Source organism: Methylovorus mays (assembly GCF_020531915.1).
Lineage (GTDB): Bacteria > Pseudomonadota > Gammaproteobacteria > Burkholderiales > Methylophilaceae > Methylovorus > Methylovorus mays.
In genome coordinates, this window is the sequence record NZ_JAJAVG010000003.1 from 200862 (window position 1) to 219448 (window position 18587).

At 55.5% G+C, this 18587-nt stretch carries 22 protein-coding genes; 15 read left to right on the forward strand and 7 right to left on the reverse strand.

Annotation, left to right across the window (positions count from 1 at the left end):
- The first annotated feature begins 49 nt into the window (after positions 1 to 49).
- The 8 genes from secA to LG203_RS01580 all read left to right on the forward strand — a co-directional run bounded on the left by secA (position 50) and on the right by LG203_RS01580 (position 8592).
- A complete protein-coding gene (gene secA, locus LG203_RS01545; RefSeq protein WP_230344188.1) occupies positions 50 to 2788 on the forward strand; it encodes a preprotein translocase subunit SecA in 2739 nt (912 codons plus the stop codon).
- 77 nt (positions 2789 to 2865) lie between these two features.
- Positions 2866 to 4257, forward strand: a complete 1392-nt coding sequence (locus tag LG203_RS01550) for an ammonium transporter (RefSeq protein WP_230344189.1) — start codon at positions 2866 to 2868, stop codon at positions 4255 to 4257.
- On the forward strand, positions 4257 to 4532 hold the full coding sequence (locus LG203_RS01555) for a hypothetical protein (RefSeq protein WP_230344190.1): 276 nt from the start codon (positions 4257 to 4259) through the stop codon (positions 4530 to 4532). Before LG203_RS01550 ends, LG203_RS01555 begins: the two co-directional genes overlap by 1 nt.
- 188 nt (positions 4533 to 4720) lie before the next feature.
- A complete protein-coding gene (locus tag LG203_RS01560; protein ID WP_230344191.1) occupies positions 4721 to 4924 on the forward strand; it encodes a DUF1289 domain-containing protein in 204 nt (67 codons plus the stop codon).
- Between the two features lie 148 nt (positions 4925 to 5072).
- The gene (gene argJ, locus LG203_RS01565; protein WP_230344192.1) at positions 5073 to 6299 is read left to right on the forward strand and encodes a bifunctional glutamate N-acetyltransferase/amino-acid acetyltransferase ArgJ; all 1227 of its coding nucleotides are present in this window, start codon (positions 5073 to 5075) and stop codon (positions 6297 to 6299) included.
- Between the two features lie 25 nt (positions 6300 to 6324).
- Positions 6325 to 7221 carry an ATP-binding protein gene (locus tag LG203_RS01570; protein ID WP_230344193.1) on the forward strand — a complete coding sequence of 299 codons (897 nt, stop codon included), beginning with the start codon at positions 6325 to 6327 and terminating at the stop codon, positions 7219 to 7221.
- Positions 7218 to 8168, forward strand: coding sequence for a Nudix family hydrolase (locus tag LG203_RS01575; RefSeq protein WP_230344194.1), 951 nt, complete (start codon positions 7218 to 7220; stop codon positions 8166 to 8168). Before LG203_RS01570 ends, LG203_RS01575 begins: the two co-directional genes overlap by 4 nt.
- Positions 8155 to 8592 carry a hypothetical protein gene (locus LG203_RS01580; protein ID WP_230344195.1) on the forward strand — a complete coding sequence of 146 codons (438 nt, stop codon included), beginning with the start codon at positions 8155 to 8157 and terminating at the stop codon, positions 8590 to 8592. Before LG203_RS01575 ends, LG203_RS01580 begins: the two co-directional genes overlap by 14 nt.
- A gap of 35 nt (positions 8593 to 8627) precedes the next feature.
- Here the strand turns inward: LG203_RS01580 and LG203_RS01585 are convergent, their stop codons facing one another.
- From LG203_RS01585 to LG203_RS01605, 5 genes are read right to left on the reverse strand one after another with little or no spacing between them, the layout of a single operon-like run.
- Complete coding sequence (locus LG203_RS01585; protein ID WP_230344196.1) at positions 8628 to 9071, reverse strand: copper chaperone PCu(A)C; 444 nt, start codon at positions 9069 to 9071, stop codon at positions 8628 to 8630.
- A 12-nt stretch (positions 9072 to 9083) separates the two neighbouring features.
- Positions 9084 to 9278 carry a DNA gyrase inhibitor YacG gene (locus tag LG203_RS01590; RefSeq protein ID WP_041361966.1) on the reverse strand — a complete coding sequence of 65 codons (195 nt, stop codon included), beginning with the start codon at positions 9276 to 9278 and terminating at the stop codon, positions 9084 to 9086.
- Positions 9266 to 10024, reverse strand: a complete 759-nt coding sequence (gene zapD, locus LG203_RS01595) for a cell division protein ZapD (protein WP_230344197.1) — start codon at positions 10022 to 10024, stop codon at positions 9266 to 9268. Before zapD ends, LG203_RS01590 begins: the two co-directional genes overlap by 13 nt.
- 54 nt (positions 10025 to 10078) lie before the next feature.
- Positions 10079 to 10687: a dephospho-CoA kinase gene (coaE, locus tag LG203_RS01600; RefSeq protein WP_230344198.1), complete on the reverse strand. Its 609-nt coding sequence runs from the start codon at positions 10685 to 10687 to the stop codon at positions 10079 to 10081.
- 1 nt (position 10688) lies between these two features.
- Positions 10689 to 11564 carry a prepilin peptidase gene (locus LG203_RS01605; RefSeq protein ID WP_230344199.1) on the reverse strand — a complete coding sequence of 292 codons (876 nt, stop codon included), beginning with the start codon at positions 11562 to 11564 and terminating at the stop codon, positions 10689 to 10691.
- A gap of 145 nt (positions 11565 to 11709) precedes the next feature.
- On the opposite strand from LG203_RS01605, the gene LG203_RS01610 reads away from it, so the two are divergent.
- Positions 11710 to 12030 carry a hypothetical protein gene (locus tag LG203_RS01610; RefSeq protein WP_041361967.1) on the forward strand — a complete coding sequence of 107 codons (321 nt, stop codon included), beginning with the start codon at positions 11710 to 11712 and terminating at the stop codon, positions 12028 to 12030.
- Positions 12031 to 12150: 120 nt separating this feature from the next.
- Here the strand turns inward: LG203_RS01610 and ispB are convergent, their stop codons facing one another.
- Positions 12151 to 13119, reverse strand: coding sequence for an octaprenyl diphosphate synthase (gene ispB / locus LG203_RS01615; RefSeq protein WP_328486291.1), 969 nt, complete (start codon positions 13117 to 13119; stop codon positions 12151 to 12153).
- A gap of 213 nt (positions 13120 to 13332) precedes the next feature.
- Between ispB and rplU the strand changes: the two genes are divergently transcribed.
- The 6 genes from rplU (at position 13333) to LG203_RS01645 (ending at position 17883) form a co-directional block, all read left to right on the forward strand.
- Complete coding sequence (rplU, locus tag LG203_RS01620; protein WP_013441341.1) at positions 13333 to 13647, forward strand: 50S ribosomal protein L21; 315 nt, start codon at positions 13333 to 13335, stop codon at positions 13645 to 13647.
- 34 nt (positions 13648 to 13681) lie between these two features.
- Positions 13682 to 13939: a 50S ribosomal protein L27 gene (gene rpmA, locus LG203_RS01625; RefSeq protein WP_013441342.1), complete on the forward strand. Its 258-nt coding sequence runs from the start codon at positions 13682 to 13684 to the stop codon at positions 13937 to 13939.
- 126 nt (positions 13940 to 14065) lie between these two features.
- Positions 14066 to 15118, forward strand: coding sequence for an Obg family GTPase CgtA (gene cgtA / locus LG203_RS01630; protein ID WP_230344201.1), 1053 nt, complete (start codon positions 14066 to 14068; stop codon positions 15116 to 15118).
- Positions 15099 to 16217, forward strand: coding sequence for a glutamate 5-kinase (gene proB / locus LG203_RS01635; RefSeq protein ID WP_230344202.1), 1119 nt, complete (start codon positions 15099 to 15101; stop codon positions 16215 to 16217). The genes cgtA and proB overlap by 20 nt, the downstream gene beginning before the upstream one ends.
- An 11-nt stretch (positions 16218 to 16228) precedes the next feature.
- Positions 16229 to 16729 carry a 5-(carboxyamino)imidazole ribonucleotide mutase gene (gene purE / locus LG203_RS01640; protein ID WP_230344203.1) on the forward strand — a complete coding sequence of 167 codons (501 nt, stop codon included), beginning with the start codon at positions 16229 to 16231 and terminating at the stop codon, positions 16727 to 16729.
- The gene (locus LG203_RS01645; protein WP_268867307.1) at positions 16726 to 17883 is read left to right on the forward strand and encodes a 5-(carboxyamino)imidazole ribonucleotide synthase; all 1158 of its coding nucleotides are present in this window, start codon (positions 16726 to 16728) and stop codon (positions 17881 to 17883) included. Before purE ends, LG203_RS01645 begins: the two co-directional genes overlap by 4 nt.
- A gap of 251 nt (positions 17884 to 18134) precedes the next feature.
- Here the strand turns inward: LG203_RS01645 and rpsT are convergent, their stop codons facing one another.
- Complete coding sequence (rpsT, locus tag LG203_RS01650) at positions 18135 to 18398, reverse strand: 30S ribosomal protein S20 (RefSeq protein ID WP_013441347.1); 264 nt, start codon at positions 18396 to 18398, stop codon at positions 18135 to 18137.
- Between the last annotated feature and the right edge of the window lie 189 nt (positions 18399 to 18587).

An 18587-nucleotide genomic window follows, 5' to 3' on the forward strand; every position in this document is an offset into this window, starting at 1 on the left:
AGTCAACCTAGAGGTTTCCGTCCTTGGGGCGGAAAGTTGGTGTTATTGCATGTTATCCACGCTGTTCAAGAAAATTTTCGGTAGCCGTAATGAGCGGCTGGTCAAACAATACGCACAGAATGTGCAGGTAATAAATGCACTGGAGCCTGCATTGCAGGGCCTGAGCGATGAACAGCTGAAAGCGAAAACAGAGGAGTTCAAGCAGCGCTATCAAAACGGCGAATCGCTGGAAAAGCTGTTGCCGGAAGCCTTTGCGGTGGTACGGGAAGGCAGTCGCCGCATTCTGGGCATGCGTCACTTTGACGTGCAGTTGATCGGTGGCATGGTGCTGAATGCCGGCAAGATTGCTGAAATGCGTACCGGGGAAGGTAAAACCCTGGTGGCCACATTGCCGGCCTACCTGAATGCGCTGACCGGCAAGGGCGTGCATGTCATTACCGTCAACGATTACCTGGCAAAACGGGATGCCGAGTGGATGGCCCGTCTTTACAATTTCCTGGGCTTGACTGTCGGTATCAATCTCTCGCAGATGTCACATGATGCCAAACAAGAGGCATATGCCGCTGACATCACCTACGGTACCAATAACGAATTCGGATTTGACTACCTGCGCGACAACATGGTGTTCACCTCGCAGGAACGCGTGCAGCGCGGTCTCAGCTATGCGCTGATTGATGAAGTCGACTCCATCCTGATTGACGAAGCCCGTACTCCGCTGATTATCTCTGGTCAGGCCGATGACAGCATCGACCTCTATGTGCAGATGAATGGCATCGCCGCCAAGCTCAAGCGTCAGCAGGAAGAAGAGGGCGAGGGTGATTTCTGGGTGGATGAAAAATCCCATCAGGTCCTGATGTCAGAAGCCGGGCATGAGCATGCCGAGCAGCTGCTGGCCGAGGCCGGTTTGCTGTCCGAAGGTGCCAGTCTTTATGATGCCGCCAGCATCAGTCTGGTTCACCATATGTATGCCGCATTGCGCGCGCAATCCCTCTTCCACCGCGATCAGCACTATGTGGTACGCGATGGCGAAATCGTGATCGTGGACGAATTCACCGGCCGCATGATGCCGGGTCGTCGCTGGTCCGATGGCCTACATCAGGCGGTTGAAGCCAAGGAAGGCGTGGCGATTCAGAAAGAAAACCAGACGCTGGCATCCATCACCTTCCAGAATTATTTCCGCATGTATGGCAAGTTGTCCGGCATGACCGGTACTGCCGATACCGAAGCTTACGAATTCAACCAGATCTATGGTCTGGAAACCGTCGTGATTCCTACCCATCGTGGCATGCAACGCAAAGACATGATGGACAAGGTCTACCGCACCTCAGGCGAGAAGTATCGTGCCGTTATTGAAGACATCAAGGACTGCCAGAGCCGTGGGCAGCCAGTGCTGGTGGGTACCACTTCGATTGAAAATTCCGAACTGATTTCGCATCTACTGAATGAAGCCAAGCTGGAGCACCAGGTGCTGAACGCCAAGCAGCACGAGCGCGAGGCACAGATCATTGTGCAGGCGGGCCGTCCTGGCGTCATCACGATTGCTACCAACATGGCGGGCCGTGGTACGGACATCGTGCTGGGGGGCAATCCTGAGCCAGAGATTGCGCTGGTGCGCAGCGATGAAAGCCTGAGCGACGCTGACAAGGAAGCCCGTATCGCCGCCATCAAGGCCGATTGGCAGAAGCAGCATGACGCTGTGCTGGCTGCAGGTGGCCTGCATATTATTGGTACTGAGCGCCATGAATCACGCCGCGTGGATAACCAGTTGCGCGGCCGTTCTGGCCGGCAGGGTGACCCAGGTTCCAGCCGATTCTATCTCTCGCTGGAAGACCAGTTGCTGCGTATTTTTGCTTCTGATCGCGTATCCGCCATCATGGAACGTCTGAAAATGCCGGATGGCGAAGCGATTGAGCACCCATGGGTGACGCGCGCCATCGAGAATGCACAGCGCAAGGTGGAAGGCCGCAATTTCGATATTCGCAAGCAGCTGCTTGAGTACGATGATGTGTCCAATGATCAGCGTAAGGTGATCTACCAGCAGCGTAATGAATTGCTGGAAGCCGCCGATGTGGGCGAGACCATCGCTGCCATGCGTGCAGATGTGGTCAATGACATTTTTGCTTCCCATATTCCGCCCGGCACGCTGGAGGAGCAATGGGATATTGCAGGCCTGGAGAAAGTCCTGCTGGCCGATCTTGGTCTGGATATTCCTCTGCAAAAAATGCTGGAAGAGAATCCTGACCTGCATGAAGAAACCCTGCGTGAGCATGTATTGGATGCGGCGGAGGCAGCGTATGCCGCCAAGGAGCAACAGGCCAGTGCCGATGTCATGCGCCAGTTTGAACGCGCTGTGATGCTGCAAAGCCTGGATAACCATTGGCGCGAGCATCTGGCAGCGCTGGATCATCTGCGTCAGGGCATACACCTGCGGTCTTATGCGCAGAAAAATCCCAAGCAGGAGTACAAGCGCGAAGCATTTGAGTTGTTCGCTGCCCTCCTGGATACCGTAAAACGTGAAGTCACCCAGATCACCATGCTGGTGCAAGTGCGTAATGAAGCTGATGTCGAAGCCGTAGAAAAGCCGGTGGAACTGGAAAACGTACAGTATCAGCATGCTGACTTTGATGCGAGTGCCAGCGTGAGTGAAGATCCACTGGCGATTGCCGATGCATCGGCTGCCGAAGAGAGTCAGCCCTTTGAGCGCGAAGGCATCAAGGTGGGGCGTAATGATCCATGCCCATGTGGTTCTGGTAAAAAGTACAAGCAGTGCCATGGCAAACTGAGCTGATTGATCGCTTAATGTTTGGCTTGAAAAACCCGGCTGATGGCCGGGTTTTTTATTGGTGGCATGGCTTTTGCGTCAATATGCTTGTGAAAGAAGCGCCCGGTAGACGTCAGACCGGGCAAAAAGCAGAAGGTGAGGGCATATTGATGGCAGTCAGCAGCAAGATGGCGGGTGTAAGGCTGGGCGTTGGCAGCTTGGCCGGGTTAATGCCCGTGATCGCCCATGCCGCATCTGGCGGCCCCGGCATGGTGCCGGTGACACAGATCAGTGCCGGGGATACGGCATGGATGCTGACTGCCACGGCCTTGGTGCTGCTGATGACCCTTCCCGGGCTTGCCTTGTTTTACGCAGGCATGGTGCGCAAAAAGAATGTGCTCTCGACCGCCTTCCAGAGTCTGGCGGTCACCTGTGTGGTCACCCTGGTCTGGGTGGTAGTGGGTTACAGCCTGGCGTTCACGCCATCCAGTTTTTTTATTGGCGGTTTTGATCGTGCGTTGCTGCATGGCCTGGGTTTCAGCCCGGATGGCACCGGGATCAGCGTCAGCCATATCGCTTCCAGCGTACCTGAAGCTGTATTTGTCATGTTTCAGCTCACGTTTGCCATCATTACGCCAGCCCTGCTGACAGGCGCCTTTGCCGAGCGTATCCGCTTTCCTGCGATGCTGCTTTTTATCGCCCTATGGAGCTTGCTGATCTATGCGCCGGTTGCGCATTGGGTGTGGGAACCCGGCGGCTGGCTGGCTGCGCAGGGCGTGCTCGACTTTGCGGGTGGTACCGTAGTACATATCAACGCGGGTATTGCCGGTCTGGTCTGTGCCTACGTGCTGGGGCCGAGGTCGGGGTATGGCAGGGTCGCTTTTCCGCCATTCAATCTCACCTATACCTTGCTCGGGGCTTCCCTGCTATGGGTCGGCTGGTTCGGATTTAACGCAGGCTCTGCCGTAGCTGCGGATGGTCGCGCCGCCATGGCCATGCTGGTCACGCAAGTGGCGACTGCCATGGCGGTATTAACCTGGATGGCGCTGGAGTGGTGGGTGAAGTCGCGCGCGACCTTGCTTGGCGCTTGCTCGGGGGCTGTGGCGGGCCTGGTCGCGATTACACCCGCCTCAGGGTTTGTGGATGCAGGTGGCGCCTTGATCATCGGGCTGGTGGCCGGGATCGCCTGTTATTGGGGCGCCACGGGCCTGAAGCAGGTATTGGGCGCGGATGATGCGCTCGATGTATTTGGTATTCATGGCATAGGCGGCATTGTGGGTGCCTTGCTTACCGGTTTGCTGGCGAATCCCGTCGTGGGTGGCATGCATGGCAACATGATCGCGCAAACCACAGGGGTGATTGCCACCCTGGTATATAGCGGCGTTGGCACTTGGGTGATCCTCTTGTTTGTGAACCTGATGAGTCCGCTGCGGGTGAGTGCCGAAGATGAGGAAGATGGGCTGGATATTTCCCAACATGCGGAGCGTATCGTCTGATGGCGGACACTGAAAAAACAGCGATTGCTGCACATCTCTATGTTTCCTTGCGTCGGGTTGCCAACCGTGTCATTGATATCGAGTGGATGGCGCAGAATGAAGAATATGCCCGTGCGATCATCAAATTCGCGGTTGAACAGGGCAATGACGAACTGGCGCGCCAGGCGCTACGCTATCAGGCTTTGCTAAATGGGGAGCAAGTCCCTGCCCGAACCGAGGCCGCCGCCCCTTCCGTCGATACGGTCAAGAAGCGCTATATCGGCACATTGCGGTAGTGTTGCCAGATCACATCTTCGGAGTTGCTTGCTGCCGACAGGCTGGGTCCATGTGATTATTCAGGTGGTCTCATCCTGGCCTGCACTACCTTCTTTCCATTGCACTATCCATCTCCAGGGTTTTCTGCGCCTATAGCTCGCTGCATGTTTGTTATAATCCCGAGGCTATTCTCCAGAGGTTGTTTCCCATGAGTTCTGATCCTAATGCCACTGTTGTATCCTCGCCTTGTATCGGCGTCTGTGCCATGAATGAAGAGACTGGTTTATGCGAAGGTTGCTTTCGCACCATAGATGAGATTCGCGAGTGGTGGGATATGTCGCCACAACAGCGCCACGAGGTGAAGGAGCGGCTGGCGCAGCGGCAGATCGATATTGCCCGGTTCGACGACTGATCCTGTCTTCTCATTTGCTTGCTACACCTCGCGCGGAGGAATGACGCTCAGGGTGGGTCTCAGTCTGCATGTCATGCCCTTGTCGCGGTGATCGGGTAAAATCGCGACTACCTTCTAATTTCGTGTCCATATTTCGGGAAACCTCCACATGCCTGTTCATCTTACTGCTCCTGATGCAACTACCCTGAAGCCGGTTGCCGGCATTACGCTAGGATATGCCAAAGCGCATATCCGCAAGCCAGACCGCAAGGATGTGCTGGTGATGCAACTGAGCCCAGGAACGCGCGTGGCTGGCGTATTCACGCAGAACCGGTTTTGTGCTGCCCCTGTCACGCTTTGCCGTGAACACCTGGCCGGTGAAAATGAAATCCGTGCGCTGGTGGTGAATACGGGCAATGCCAACGCAGGTACTGGCGAGCCCGGCATGCGGCATGCACGCGAAACCTGCGATGCCCTGGCGAAGTTGCTGGGCTGCCAGGCTGAGCAAATTCTGCCATTTTCAACTGGCGTCATTCTGGAACCTTTACCGATTGATCGCCTGATAGCAGGGTTGCCGGCGGCCGTGGCAGATCAACGCGCAGATGGCTGGCTGGATGCGGCCGAAGCCATCATGACGACCGATATCGTGGCCAAGGGCGCATCGCGTCAGGTCACGCTGGGCGGCAAACTGGTGACGGTGACCGGTATTGCCAAGGGCTCTGGCATGATACATCCCAACATGGCGACCATGCTGGGCTATGTGGCGACCGACGCCGCAGTTAGTCGGTCTGCTTTGCAGGCGATCATTGATCACGCGGTAAACCACTCGTTCAACTGTATTACCGTCGATGGCGATACCTCCACCAATGACTCCTTGATCCTGATGGCGACGGGCCAGGCAGGAAATGCGGAAATTAGCGAAAGCAGCAGTGAGTTTGAGGCCTTGCGTGCGGTGATGACAGAAGTCGCCGTTGAACTGGCGCAAGCCATTGTGCGTGATGGCGAGGGTGCCACCAAATTCATGACGATACATGTTGAAGCCGGCAAAGACCGCGAAGAATGCCGCAAGGTAGCCTATGCCATTGCGCACTCCCCGCTGATCAAGACGGCATTTTTTGCTTCGGACCCGAATCTGGGCCGTATTCTGGCGGCCATCGGGTATGCCGGGATTGCTGACCTGGATGTCAACGCCATGCAGCTTTATTTGGGCGATGTGCTGGTCGCGGAATATGGCGGCCGTGCTGCCAGCTATGAAGAGGCGCAGGGGGCAGCCGTCATGAAGGAAGCGGAAATCACCGTGCGGGTGGTGCTGAATCGCGGCAATGCGAAAGCGACCGTATGGACCTGTGATTTTTCCTATGATTACGTCAAGATCAATGCAGACTATCGCTCCTGATTCTTGAATTCAGACGAGGCCATCCATGGCAGATATTGAACAATTGATACAGAAAGCCGAGCGCCTGCTCGACCGTCTGGAAAAGCACTTGCTGCCGCAGGCGCAGGATACCGATTGGAGTGCGATCGCCTGGCGCTGGGTTGCGCATCAGGGGCGCGGCTATCTGCAAGCCGTGCATCACCCGCATTATGTCAGCCTGTATGGCCTGCAAAATGTGGATGAACAGAAGGCGCGCATCGTGCGCAACACCGAGCAGTTTGTGCGTGGCCTGCCGGCCAATAATGTGTTGCTGACCGGCGCGCGTGGTACTGGAAAGTCTTCGCTGGTGAAAGCGGTGCTGAGCCACTTTGCCCAGCATGGTTTGCGGCTGGTAGAAGTGGAAAAGCAGGATCTGGTGTCATTGCCCGAGATCGTGGCGATTTTGCGCGAGCGTCCCGAGCGCTTTATTGTCTTCTGCGATGACCTGACGTTTGATGCTGGTGAGCCTGGCTACAAGGCGCTCAAGGTGGTGCTGGATGGCTCGGTCTCGGCGACCTCGGATAATGTGCTGGTGTATGCCACCTCCAATCGCCGTCATCTGATGCCGGAGTACATGGCAGAAAATCTCGAAACCCAGCATCTGGGCGAAGAGATACGTCCCGGCGACACTGCCGAAGAAAAAATTTCCCTATCAGAGCGCTTTGGCCTGTGGCTGTCGTTCTACCCGTTCAGCCAGCAAGACTATTTGCGTGTTGCCGAGCAATGGCTGGAATACCATGGTGTTACGCCGTTTACCGAAGATGCGCGGCAGGCGGCCTTGCAGTTTGCGCTGGCTCGCGGTTCGCGCAGTGGTCGTATTGCCTCGCAATTTGCCCGTGATTATGCCGGGCAGGCCAAGTTGAGTGAGTTGGCTGCCGTGAGCAATCCTCCGGATGCACAATGACCGATAAGCCTGTGGTGCATGCGGCCGTTGCCGTGCTGGTGCGGGAAGATGGCAAAGTGCTCCTGGGGCAGCGCCCCGAAGGCAAACCCTGGGCTGGGTGGTGGGAGTTTCCCGGAGGCAAGATCGAGCAGGGCGAATCCGTATTGCAAGCGCTTAAGCGTGAAATTGAAGAGGAACTCGGCACCGAGATTGTCGAGGCTTATCCCTGGATTACGCGCCGCTTTGCTTATCCCGAGCGTACCGTTCAACTGCATTTCTATCAGGTGCGGCGCTGGACTGGCGAGCCGCATGGACGCGAAGGACAGGCCTTGTCCTGGCAGTGGCCTTCCGCGGTGGATGTCGGCCCTTTGCTGCCTGCGAACGAGCCTTTGCTGCGCATGTTGAGCTTGCCTTCCATGTATGCCATTACGCAGCTGGAAGGGCTTGGTGAGCCGGTGTTTCTGGCCCGGCTGGAGCGGGCATTGCAAGGCGGGTTGAAGCTGATACAGGTGCGCGAAAAGCAACTGGACGAAGAGGCTCTGCAGGCATTTACCGCTAAAGTTATTGCGCTGGCGCGCACTTACGGTGCCAGGGTATTGCTGAATGCCTCGCCGGAATTGGCTTTCAGGGTGAATGCCGATGGCGTGCATCTCAGCAGCCAGGCGCTGATGGCGTTGCCGCAGAAGCCTGAAGGCTTGGTGGTGGGGGCTTCGTGTCATGATGCACACGAGCTCGCCCGCGCCGCTCAGCTTGAGCTCGATTTTGTCGTGTTTTCCCCTGTGCTGCCTACCTTGTCCCATCCAGATGCCAAGCCCCTGGGCTGGCATGGGTTTGCCGAGGGCATTGCCGGCTACGCCTTGCCAGTCTATGCATTGGGTGGTTTGCAGAAATGCCATCTGTCAGAGGCGTGGCGTCATGGTGCGCACGGTATTGCCATGTTGAGAGGGTGTTGGAATGAAAACAGCTAAGCGCAGAAAATGGGCGGTATTGGCGCTGTTGCTTATGGTGGGCGCGGCCGCGCTTTATTTCTATATGCGTGCCCCAGCGGTGCCGCAGAGTATCAAGTTGTTATATTGCCCCGCACCGGTTGACGGATGTGGTGATCAGAACCTGCATGTAGTGTTTGCCTCACCGCCTGCGGTGCTGAAGCCTTTTGGTATTGATGTCGCCATGGCGGGTGCCCAGGCTGTCCATGCCAGTTTTGCCATGGACGGCATGGAAATGGGACTGAATAGATACCGACTGCTGCAGAAACCCGATGGCCGCTGGCATGGGGATATTACGCTGCCGGTATGTGTGCAGGGGCGCAGTGACTGGATTGCGCGTGTTGATGTGGAAACGGCGACCGGGCTGCAGCGCTACCAGTTCACCTTCAAGGCGGAGCCGCGCTAAGGGGTGTTTTGATGGCCGCTGGTCCGCGGCGCTGACTAATCCGTCGCCGTTTTTACCAGACTGCTGTGCGTGTAGACATGCTGCTTGCCGTGGCTGTCCTGCACATGCAATTTGAACGTAACATTCGCGCCAGCTTTCAGCGGGCCCTTGAGATCAAACAGCATCAGGTGAAAGCCGCCCGGTTCCAGGTTGACCGCTTGCTGCGCTTGTAATGGCAAGGTTTCCAACATGCGCATGCGCATGACACCGTCGTTCATGGTCATGCTGTGTATTTCTACCGATCCTGCAACATCACTTTCCACTTTGATCAGGGTGGCGTCTTCTGTGCTGGTCAGTGTCATGTAGGCTGCGCCTACTGCCTGTCCCGGTGCGGTGGCACGCACCCAGTCATGGCTGATGCGCAATGCATCGGCCGCCCAGGCGCTCTGGGTGGCAGACAGTAACAGGCATAGCGCGATACATCTAAGCTGTTTGAACATGGGCATGACTCCTTATTCTTCCAGGAATTCGTCAGGTTCTATGGGCTGTGCAATACGGTAACCTTCATCTGCCCACAAGCCCAGGTCAATCAGCTTGCAGCGCTCGGAGCAAAAGGGACGAAAACGATTTTCGACGGAGTATTCGGATACGGCTTGGCATTGCGGACAGGTGACCAAGCGTTTTTTTATGGGTTTTACAGGTTGCACAGGGTAAGGGTGAAGTTAACGTTTTTATCGCATGCACGCGGCTTTTGCGCATAGTCCAGGCTATTGAAACGAATGTTGATGGCGTATTTGTTGGCACTGACTTCCGGGAAGCATTCGACATCATCGTCGACCTGCAGCCTCAGCATCTGGGCGGGTTTTGAGCCTCCCAGCATTTGCTGGTAAACGCCATTGGTCGCTGTTAAGGCAACGGTATTGCCACTGCCTCGCAGGATATGCAGGATGATGCGCAAGGCATCGTAAATGCTGATCAATGGCTGCAACCAGTTGTCGAGATCCTGACGGCGTCTGTCTTCCCCCAGCCCCAGCCAGTAATGGTAGGAGGGCAAGTCAAACTCGCATACGCCGCCCGGAATGCCAGCGCGCTGTTTGATGCTCATCAGCCAGTCATTATCGCGCAGGGTTTGCCCAAGCTTGGTCGTGTTCTGGCGTAATGTCTTGCTGGTATTTTCAATCTCGCCGATCAGGTCGGTAAGTACCTTTTCAGCGATGGAAGGATTGCCAAGAAGGCTGTTCATGACGATCTTTTGCCTGTCCAGCTCTTGCAACAAATCCGCCTTGAGTTCGGCGCGATCAATAACATCGAGAATCTGGAACAGGGAGAGCAGCGCGCAGTGATGGTGATACTCATGCCCGGCCGCCATATTGTGCAGCACTTTAGTGAACAGATCCTCCAGGCGCAGCAGCGTCCGGATACGTTCATTAAATGGGTAATCGTAACTGGGCACGGGCTTTTTTGGCTGAGCGCTTAGCGTTTTTAAAGTTACGGTGGATTATGAAATCTAAATGCTAACTATGCAAGGATTAATGTATTTTTGGTGATAGGCAATGACATTTTCTTGTAATTCTTGCAGGCTGCCATTGTTGAGTATGGTGTCATTTGCAAGTTGCCGACGGGTTTCGCGTGGTAGCTGGGCTGCCATGATGTTTTTCACTTCGATTTCAGACATTTGGCTGCGATGCATGGTGCGGGCAATCTGTATGGATTCTTCACAATCAATCAGCAGGCTGCGATCTATCAGCTGCTGGTAGCGTTCGCTCTCGAAAAGGAGGGGCACTACAATAATGCAGTAAGGCGCGGTGTTGCAAACCTGTTGCAGTTGGCGTTGCGCCTCTTCATAGATGGCCGGGTGCAATATGCCCTCCAACTGCTTGCGCGCCGATGCGTCTTGAAATACCTTGCTGCGCACAGCCGAGCGGTTGAGGCTGCCATCCGCGCTAAGCATGTCATCGCCCAGTGCGTCGGCTATCGCCAATACGGCTGCTTGTCCCGGAGCGGTGATTTGGTGCGAGATGACATCGACATCAATGACAGGGACGCCCAGAGCAGCGAACTGTGCTGCTGCTGCCGACTTCCCGCTGCCGATGCCGCCCGTCAGTCCTACGATCATGTTAGCCGCCGAGGTAAAAGCTTGCCAGGGTGGGGCCGAAGAACAAGGCGGCAATGCCGCCTAATGCCAGGTAGGGGCCAAATGGTATGGGCGTGCTGCGACCATGGCGGGCAAATAGAATCAAGCCTATGCCAATCAAGGAGCCCGCGAGTGAGGAAAGCAGGATGACGGCGGGCAGCATTTGCCAGCCAAACCAAGCACCGATGGCGGCAAGCAGTTTGAAGTCGCCGTAGCCCATGCCTTCTTTGCCTGTTATCAGTTTGAACAGCCAATAGATGCTCCACAAGATGAGATATCCGGCCGCAGCGCCAGTCACGGCGGAGGGTAAGTCGGTAAATCCGCCGTTAAGATTGACCAGTAGGCCCAGCCATAGCAAAGGGAGCGTGATGTCATCCGGCAGCAGTTGGGTGTCCAGGTCAATGAACGTCAGGGCAATCAATGCAAAGACAAACAACCAGGCAACTACGGTAATGCCAGAATAGCCCAGTTTCCAACTCACCAAAGCAATTAAGAGACCGGTGAGCAGCTCGATCGCGGGGTAGCGTAAGCTGATGGGCGCTTTGCAAGCGCGGCATTTTCCGCGCAGGCCGATGTAGCTGATGACGGGGATGTTCTCCAGCGCGGTGATGGCATGCCCGCAGTGTGGACAGCTGGAGCGTGGCGTCAGCAGGTTGAATTTTTTCGGGGGTTCTGAGGGTGCCTGCCCGTCGAGTGACTGGCAATTCAGTCGCCATTCCGCTTCCATCATTTTAGGCAGCCGATGAATGACGACATTCAGAAAGCTGCCCACCAGAAGCCCAAGCAGGGCAGAAACGGCAATAAAAAAGGCAGGGGAGTCCTGCAATACCTGAAGAAAATCGCTGATGACGTCGGGCATACGCTTGTTCCATTAAACTTTCTGCATCATCGCACCGTTATACAGATATAAGCAACTATCCACTGTCGGGTACAGTCACACTTGAAATTGCGCCCTATCGACGCCACTTACACCTTAACCAACCACTTGAAACGAAAGGAAGCGAATGATGGAAAACACTGTCCAAGCTGCATGGGAAGCCCCGGTCGTTTGCCGCGTAGAGGTTGATCTTCCAGGATGGATGGAGCAGTTGACCGGCCGCTCCAACTGGGAAGTCTATGGAGAAGAGGAGGACGACGGATACATGAGCTTTGCCATGCGGCAAGGACGGCAGCAGGCCGAAGTGACGCTCTACCATAACGGGTATGCCGTGGTGGATGTTGATGGGCGTGCCTTGTTTGATGGAGCGCTCACGCCTGATACCAGCCCCTGCGCCCACCTTAGCTACTATCGCGCTGATAGTGGTGAGCAGATTGTATTGAATTAATAAGGCATTGGGCTAATCGCCTTCCCGGCTGCTTGATGCCGGGCTGGCTTGAGGTCGAATAAAAAACGCCACCGCCCTTTCAGGGCTGGTGGCGTTTTTGTTTGCGCGTGTGTGTTTAATTCAGAACGTGCGGTCAACGGCAAACTCGGCCAGTTTCAACAGGGCCTGGCGCGAAGGAGAGTCCGGCAGATGCTGAATCGCGTCGCACCCCGCCTTGGCCTCCTGCCGTGCAATCGCGCGCACCTGATCAAGCGCGCCAGTGTCGTGCACAGCTTGCATGACCGCGGGGAGTTCATCCAGGCCACCCTCTTCAATCGCTTTTCGTATGGTCTGGGCTTGTGCAGTAGTACCCAGACGCATGGCGATCAGCAGAGGTAGTGTTGGTTTGCCTTCTGCCAGGTCGTCCCCCAGATTTTTGCCAATTTCCTGGCTGTCGCCGCTGAAATCCAATACGTCATCAATCAATTGAAATGCAGTGCCGAGCCGCATGCCGTACTCCGCCATCGCCTGTTCATCCTGCTCGGAGGCTGAGCAGATAATCGCGCCCAGTCGGGTGGCAGCCTCAAACAGCTTGGCTGTTTTGTAATGGATGACCTTGAGGTATGCCTCATCGGTGATGTCGGCATCGTGTACGTTCAGCAATTGCAACACTTCGCCTTCTGCGATGATGTTGGTGGCTTCTGCCAGTACTTCCATCACGCGCATGCTTTCAACGCCGACCATCATCTGAAAAGCACGTGAATAGATGAAGTCGCCCACCAGCACGCTGGCTGCATTGCCAAACAAGGTGTTGGCAGTGGCGCGGCCACGGCGCATGGCAGATTCATCGACGACATCGTCGTGCAGCAAGGTGGCGGTGTGGATGAACTCCACAACGGCGGCGAGTTCATGATGGCGCGCATTTACCTCGCCAAACGCGCCGGCCGAGAGAAGAACCAGCGCCGGCCGCAGGCGCTTGCCCCCGCTGTTGATGATGTACTCGGCAACCTGGTTGATCAGAACAACATCGGAATGGAGAGATTTGCGAATCACCGCGTCGACTGCTTGCATGTCTTGAGCGATGCAGGATTGTATAAAAGCGAGGGACACGAGTATCAGCCAGAATTAGATGCGGCATTTTAACATATAGGGTCTGGCCTTATACAGCGCTTGTCCCGTGCTTGTTGGCCTTGCGCAACGTCTGCGGCATAATGTCGACGTTATGGCGAATTGTTTGCGGAAAAGCGCATTAAGATTTGCTAAACGTCCAATTTTCCGTATAATGCTCGATTCATTTGAATGCGTAGCGAACGAGGCTAGATCATGTATGCAGTCATCAAGACCGGCGGTAAGCAGTACCGTGTAGCAGCCGGCGACAAACTTAAGGTTGAGAAGTTGGTGGGCGAAGTCGGTAGCGACATCACCATCGACCAAGTATTAATGGTTGCTGACGGCGACAACGTTACTATCGGTGCTCCTGTCATCGCTGGTGCCACTGTCAAGGCCAAGGTGGTCGCACACGGTCGTGCTGACAAGGTCTTGATCTTCAAGATGCGTCGTCGCAAGCACTATCGCAAGACCCAGGGTCATCGTCAGGATTTCACTGAAATCCAGATCGAAAACATTGCTGCCAAGTAATTCGGCTGCAGTTACTTGAGATAAGGAATAAAACATGGCACACAAAAAAGCAGGCGGTAGTTCCCGTAACGGCCGCGACTCACAGGCCCAGCGACTGGGCGTGAAAGCCTTCGGCGACCAATTGGTTTCTGCTGGCAGCATCATTGTTCGTCAGCGTGGCACCCGCATGCACGCTGGTGACAATGTCGGCATGGGCAAGGATCACACCCTGTTTGCCAAGGTGGATGGCAAGGTTGCTTTCTCAGTTAAGGGCGCTCTGCGTCGCAAGCTGGTCAGCATCATCCCTGCTTAATCCGCAGCACAGGTTGGTAAAAGCCCTATCGCACAGATAGGGCTTTTTTATTTCAGGCGTGCATGTCGGAAAAAACGGCTTGCTATAATAAGCCGCGCTTGTCGATATTGAGATTGACTGGAAAACATGAAATTCATAGATGAAGCAACCATCAAGGTCTACGCTGGTGACGGCGGTAATGGCGTAGCCACCTTCCGGCGCGAAAAGTACGAGCCCATGGGCGGTCCCAATGGCGGCGATGGCGGTCGTGGTGGCTCCATCTATGCGGTCGCTGACCGTAACATCAATACTCTGGTGGATTATCGATACACCCGAACATTCCGCGCCCAGCGCGGTGAAAATGGTCGCGGTTCGGATCAGTATGGCGCGGGTGGTGAAGACCTGATTCTGCGCGTGCCCGTGGGCACGGTGATCAGCAACAAGGCCACCGAGCAGGTGTTGATCGACCTTGCCGAGCATGGGCAGCAAGCCTTGTTGGCTAAAGGCGGCAATGGCGGCCTGGGCAATATTCACTTCAAATCCAGTGTCAATCGTTCCCCTCGCCAATGTACCAAGGGGGAGCCTGGCGAAGAGTTTGAGCTTTATTTCGAGCTGAAGGTATTGGCTGATGTGGGCTTGCTCGGCATGCCCAATGCAGGCAAATCGACGTTTATTCGCTCGGTTTCTGCGGCCAAGCCCAAGGTGGCTGATTATCCTTTTACCACGCTGCATCCCAATCTGGGCGTGGTACGCGTGGATACCAATCGCAGTTTTGTCATCGCCGATATTCCCGGGCTGATAGAAGGCGCTGCCGAAGGGGCCGGTCTCGGTCACCAGTTCCTGCGACATCTGGCACGCACGCGGTTGTTGCTGCACCTTGTCGATATTGCGCCTTTTGATGAGGCGGTCGATCCGGTGAAAGAAGCACGTGCGATTGTGGAAGAGCTGCGCAAATACGACGAGGCGCTTTATCAAAAGCCACGTTGGCTGGTGCTGAATAAGGTCGACATGCTGTCTGACAGTGCCGAGGTGGTCGCGGCATTTGTGCGGGATTATGGCTGGGAAGGGCGTGTGTTCGCCATTTCGGCGCTGGCAGGCATCGGTTGCAAAGAGCTGACCTACGCCATCATGGAACATATCGAATCTGTACGCGCAGGTGAGCATGCGCAAGAGGATCAAGATGGACTCCCTGCTGCTTGAGGCTGACTGCATTGTCGTCAAGGTAGGTTCAAGTCTGGTCACCAATAATGGTGAGGGCCTGGATCGTCAGGCGATTGCCGCCTGGGCAGACCAGATTTCGCATCTGGTAAAGCAGTCGCGGCAAGTGGTGCTGGTTTCCAGTGGAGCTGTTGCCGAAGGTATGCAGCGCCTAGGCTGGAAAAAACGCCCCAGGGCGGTTAATGAGTTGCAGGCTGCAGCGGCTGTTGGGCAGATGGGCCTGGTGCAGATGTACGAAAGCTGCTTCAGCAAGCACGGCCTGCATACGGCCCAAGTGCTGCTGACACATGATGACCTGGCCGACCGCAAGCGTTACCTGAATGCACGCAGCACATTGCGTACCCTGCTTGATCTCGGTGTTATCCCCATCATTAATGAAAACGATACGGTCGTCACCGACGAAATCCGCTTTGGGGATAACGACACCCTGGGCGCGCTGGTGGCCAATCTGATTGAAGCGGATGCGCTGGTTATTCTTACCGATCAGCAAGGGTTGTACTCGGCCGATCCACGCAAAAATCCCGATGCCCAATTCATTAATCACGCGGTGGCCGGTGCTCCTGAACTGGAAGCCATGGCAGGTGGCGCGGGCAGCAGTGTCGGTACCGGTGGCATGCTGACCAAGATACTGGCGGCCAAGCGTGCAGCACGGAGTGGTGCCCATACCGTGATCGCCTCAGGCCGCGAACCGCAGGTGCTGGTTCGTCTGGCGGCAGGTGAAGCGGTGGGGACGCATCTGCAGGCGGGCCAGGTGAAATTGCTGGCCAAAAAACAATGGCTGGCAGATCACCTCCGTCTTTCCGGCAGGGTCGTCATGGACGAAGGTGCAGTTAAAGCGTTACGTGATGATGGCAAAAGCCTGCTGCCTATTGGCGTGGTTGCAGTAGAGGGCACCTTCGAGCGTGGCGAGGCGGTTGCGTGTTTTGATCAGCAAGGGCACGAGATTGCGCGTGGTCTGGTTAATTACAGTGCCAGTGAAACCTCGCGCATCCTGCGCAAGCCCAGTGCGGATATCGCCCAGATACTGGGCTATGTGGATGAAGCCGAACTGATTCACCGCGATAATCTTATTCTTTTGTAAAGGTAGCTTCCATGTCTACAACACAGGCGCAAGTCGCCATCATCATGGGGTCTGATAGCGATTGGCCCGTCATGCGGCTCGCGGCGCAAATGCTGGCGGATTTTGGTGTCGCATATGAAGCCCGCGTGGTGTCGGCTCATCGCACTCCAGACCTGATGTTCGAGTTTGCCGAACAGGCCGCTGAGCGTGGCTTCAAGGTGATTATTGCCGGTGCTGGTGGGGCTGCTCACTTGCCCGGCATGGTCGCTGCCAAGACCATATTGCCTGTTCTGGGCGTGCCTGTGCCTTCCAAGCATTTGCAGGGGCAAGATTCCCTGTTATCGATTGTGCAGATGCCCAAGGGTATCCCTGTGGCCACCTTTGCCATTGGCGAAGCTGGGGCGGCAAACGCTGGCTTGTTTGCCATCGCCATGCTGGCGACACAGGATGCTGCGCTGACCACCAAGCTGAATGAATTCCGTGCGGCCCAGGCCGACAAAGTATTTGCCATGCAATTATCGGAGCAACCTTGAGCGTGAAATTAGCTGAACTTTCTTCCAAGATTTTGCCGCCTGCCATGCTCGGCATGCTGGGCGGCGGCCAACTGGGCCGTTTTTTTGTGATTGCTGCGCATGAAATGGGCTACCGGGTGACTGTGCTCGACCCTGACCTGAATAGCCCGGCAGGCAAGATTGCGGATGTGCATTTGTGCGCGCCTTACGATGATCGCGAAGCGCTCGAATCCATGGCGCAAAGCTGTGTTGCGATTACTACCGAATTTGAAAATGTCCCAGCTGAAACGCTGGAGTTTTTTGAGCAGACCCGTATCGTCCGTCCGGCTGCTGCTGCAGTTGCTACGGCACAGCACCGCGTCCTGGAAAAAAACTTTATTCGTGATGCTGGTTTGCCAGTAGCACCATTTCATGTGATTGAATCCGCTGCAGATTTTGACGCAGTGGATGCAACGATTTATCCGGCAATTTTAAAGGTCGCGCGTTTTGGTTACGACGGTAAGGGGCAGGCACGTGTGACTGGACGCGAGGAAGCCGAAGCCGCTTTTGAGCAGTTTGGTGGCGAAACCTGCGTGCTGGAGAAAATGCTGGCGCTGGACCTTGAGGTTTCTGTAGTGCTGGCGCGTGATGTGCATGGGCATGTGGCTGCGTTCCCAGTGGCAGAAAACAGCCATCTGAACGGCATTCTGGATGTCAGCATTGCTCCGGCGCGGTGTGATGATGCATTGCGCGAAAAGGCCACGGCACTGGCGATTGAGCTTGCCCAGAAGCTGGAATATGTCGGCGTGCTTGGGGTGGAGTTTTTTGTCTGTGGCGACCAGATTTTGGTGAATGAGATGGCTCCGCGGCCGCACAACTCCGGGCACTACACGCTGGATGGTTGCGTGACCAACCAGTTTGAACAGCAAGTACGTGTGCTGACCGGGCATGCCTTGGGTGATGCCCACTTGCATAGTCCGTCTGTGATGGTAAATATACTCGGCAATATCTGGCAGGCAGGCGAACCAGATTGGGCGGCAGCCTTCGCCGTGCCAGCGCTCAAGCTGCATTTGTATGGCAAGCATGAGCCGCGCGCTGGGCGCAAGATGGGACATTTCACGGTGGTGGATGCGAATGCGGACAATGCTTATGGCTTGGCCATGCAGGCGCGTGAAGCGTTAGGTATTGGTGAGTAATGATCCGGAAACTGGATTGAATGGTGAAGTGTGGAGGGCGCGAAGTTTGTGCCCTCTTTTTTGTTGCCCGACATTTAAGATCGGGCGGTGCTGTGTCCTGATCCTGGGCTGAATGAAGTGGAATTTAATTCCCGCCATGCACGAGAAGGGGCTGAGCCGCGAATGGTATGAGTAAGCGCATGGCGCAAGCGCCCAATAAAAAAGCCGAACATTTGTTCGGCTTTTTTGCTTGCATCTATGTAACTTGAATATTACGCCATGGCCTTGATAGAGGCTGACAGGCGGCTCTTATGGCGAGCTGCCTTGTTCTTATGGATGATATTCTTGTCCGCGATACGATCAATCACGCTTACATTTTCGATGTAAGCAGTTTGTGCGGCAGCTTTGTCACCTGCTTCAACCGCTTTGATGATCTTTTTGATCGCGGTGCGCAGAGTGGAACGTAAGCTGGCGTTGTGGGCGCGTTGCTTAACTGCCTGACGGGCACGTTTTCTCGCCTGTGCGCTATTAGCCATGGATAATCCTAATCAAGTTTGTAAATTCGAAGCCGAGCATATTAGCCGTTTTTTTGCCATCGTGCAAGTTGTCTCGCGCATGTTGCGCTTTAGGCTTGCCATATGGACATGCTAAAATCATGCGCTTGTATTCATGGCTTTATTTGCGCTGCTGATCTTGGCTTGCAAAAGCAATATTCCGGGATTGGT

Excerpts from the sequence above, each read along its gene's own strand:
- LG203_RS01555 (WP_230344190.1), top strand. The coding sequence starts at position 4,257 with ATGGCGGACACTGAAAAAACAGCGATTGCTGCACATCTCTATGTTTCC.
- LG203_RS01580 (WP_230344195.1), top strand. The coding sequence starts at position 8,155 with ATGAAAACAGCTAAGCGCAGAAAATGGGCGGTATTGGCGCTGTTGCTT.
- LG203_RS01585 (WP_230344196.1), bottom strand. The coding sequence starts at position 9,071 with ATGTTCAAACAGCTTAGATGTATCGCGCTATGCCTGTTACTGTCTGCC.
- secA (WP_230344188.1), top strand. The coding sequence starts at position 50 with ATGTTATCCACGCTGTTCAAGAAAATTTTCGGTAGCCGTAATGAGCGG.
- proB (WP_230344202.1), top strand. The coding sequence starts at position 15,099 with ATGGACTCCCTGCTGCTTGAGGCTGACTGCATTGTCGTCAAGGTAGGT.
- LG203_RS01610 (WP_041361967.1), top strand. The coding sequence starts at position 11,710 with ATGATGGAAAACACTGTCCAAGCTGCATGGGAAGCCCCGGTCGTTTGC.
- LG203_RS01550 (WP_230344189.1), top strand. The coding sequence starts at position 2,866 with ATGCTTGTGAAAGAAGCGCCCGGTAGACGTCAGACCGGGCAAAAAGCA.
- LG203_RS01575 (WP_230344194.1), top strand. The coding sequence starts at position 7,218 with ATGACCGATAAGCCTGTGGTGCATGCGGCCGTTGCCGTGCTGGTGCGG.
- rpsT (WP_013441347.1), bottom strand. The coding sequence starts at position 18,398 with ATGGCTAATAGCGCACAGGCGAGAAAACGTGCCCGTCAGGCAGTTAAG.
- LG203_RS01605 (WP_230344199.1), bottom strand. The coding sequence starts at position 11,564 with ATGCCCGACGTCATCAGCGATTTTCTTCAGGTATTGCAGGACTCCCCT.
- argJ (WP_230344192.1), top strand. The coding sequence starts at position 5,073 with ATGCCTGTTCATCTTACTGCTCCTGATGCAACTACCCTGAAGCCGGTT.
- coaE (WP_230344198.1), bottom strand. The coding sequence starts at position 10,687 with ATGATCGTAGGACTGACGGGCGGCATCGGCAGCGGGAAGTCGGCAGCA.
- LG203_RS01560 (WP_230344191.1), top strand. The coding sequence starts at position 4,721 with ATGAGTTCTGATCCTAATGCCACTGTTGTATCCTCGCCTTGTATCGGC.
- purE (WP_230344203.1), top strand. The coding sequence starts at position 16,229 with ATGTCTACAACACAGGCGCAAGTCGCCATCATCATGGGGTCTGATAGC.
- LG203_RS01570 (WP_230344193.1), top strand. The coding sequence starts at position 6,325 with ATGGCAGATATTGAACAATTGATACAGAAAGCCGAGCGCCTGCTCGAC.
- rplU (WP_013441341.1), top strand. The coding sequence starts at position 13,333 with ATGTATGCAGTCATCAAGACCGGCGGTAAGCAGTACCGTGTAGCAGCC.
- rpmA (WP_013441342.1), top strand. The coding sequence starts at position 13,682 with ATGGCACACAAAAAAGCAGGCGGTAGTTCCCGTAACGGCCGCGACTCA.
- cgtA (WP_230344201.1), top strand. The coding sequence starts at position 14,066 with ATGAAATTCATAGATGAAGCAACCATCAAGGTCTACGCTGGTGACGGC.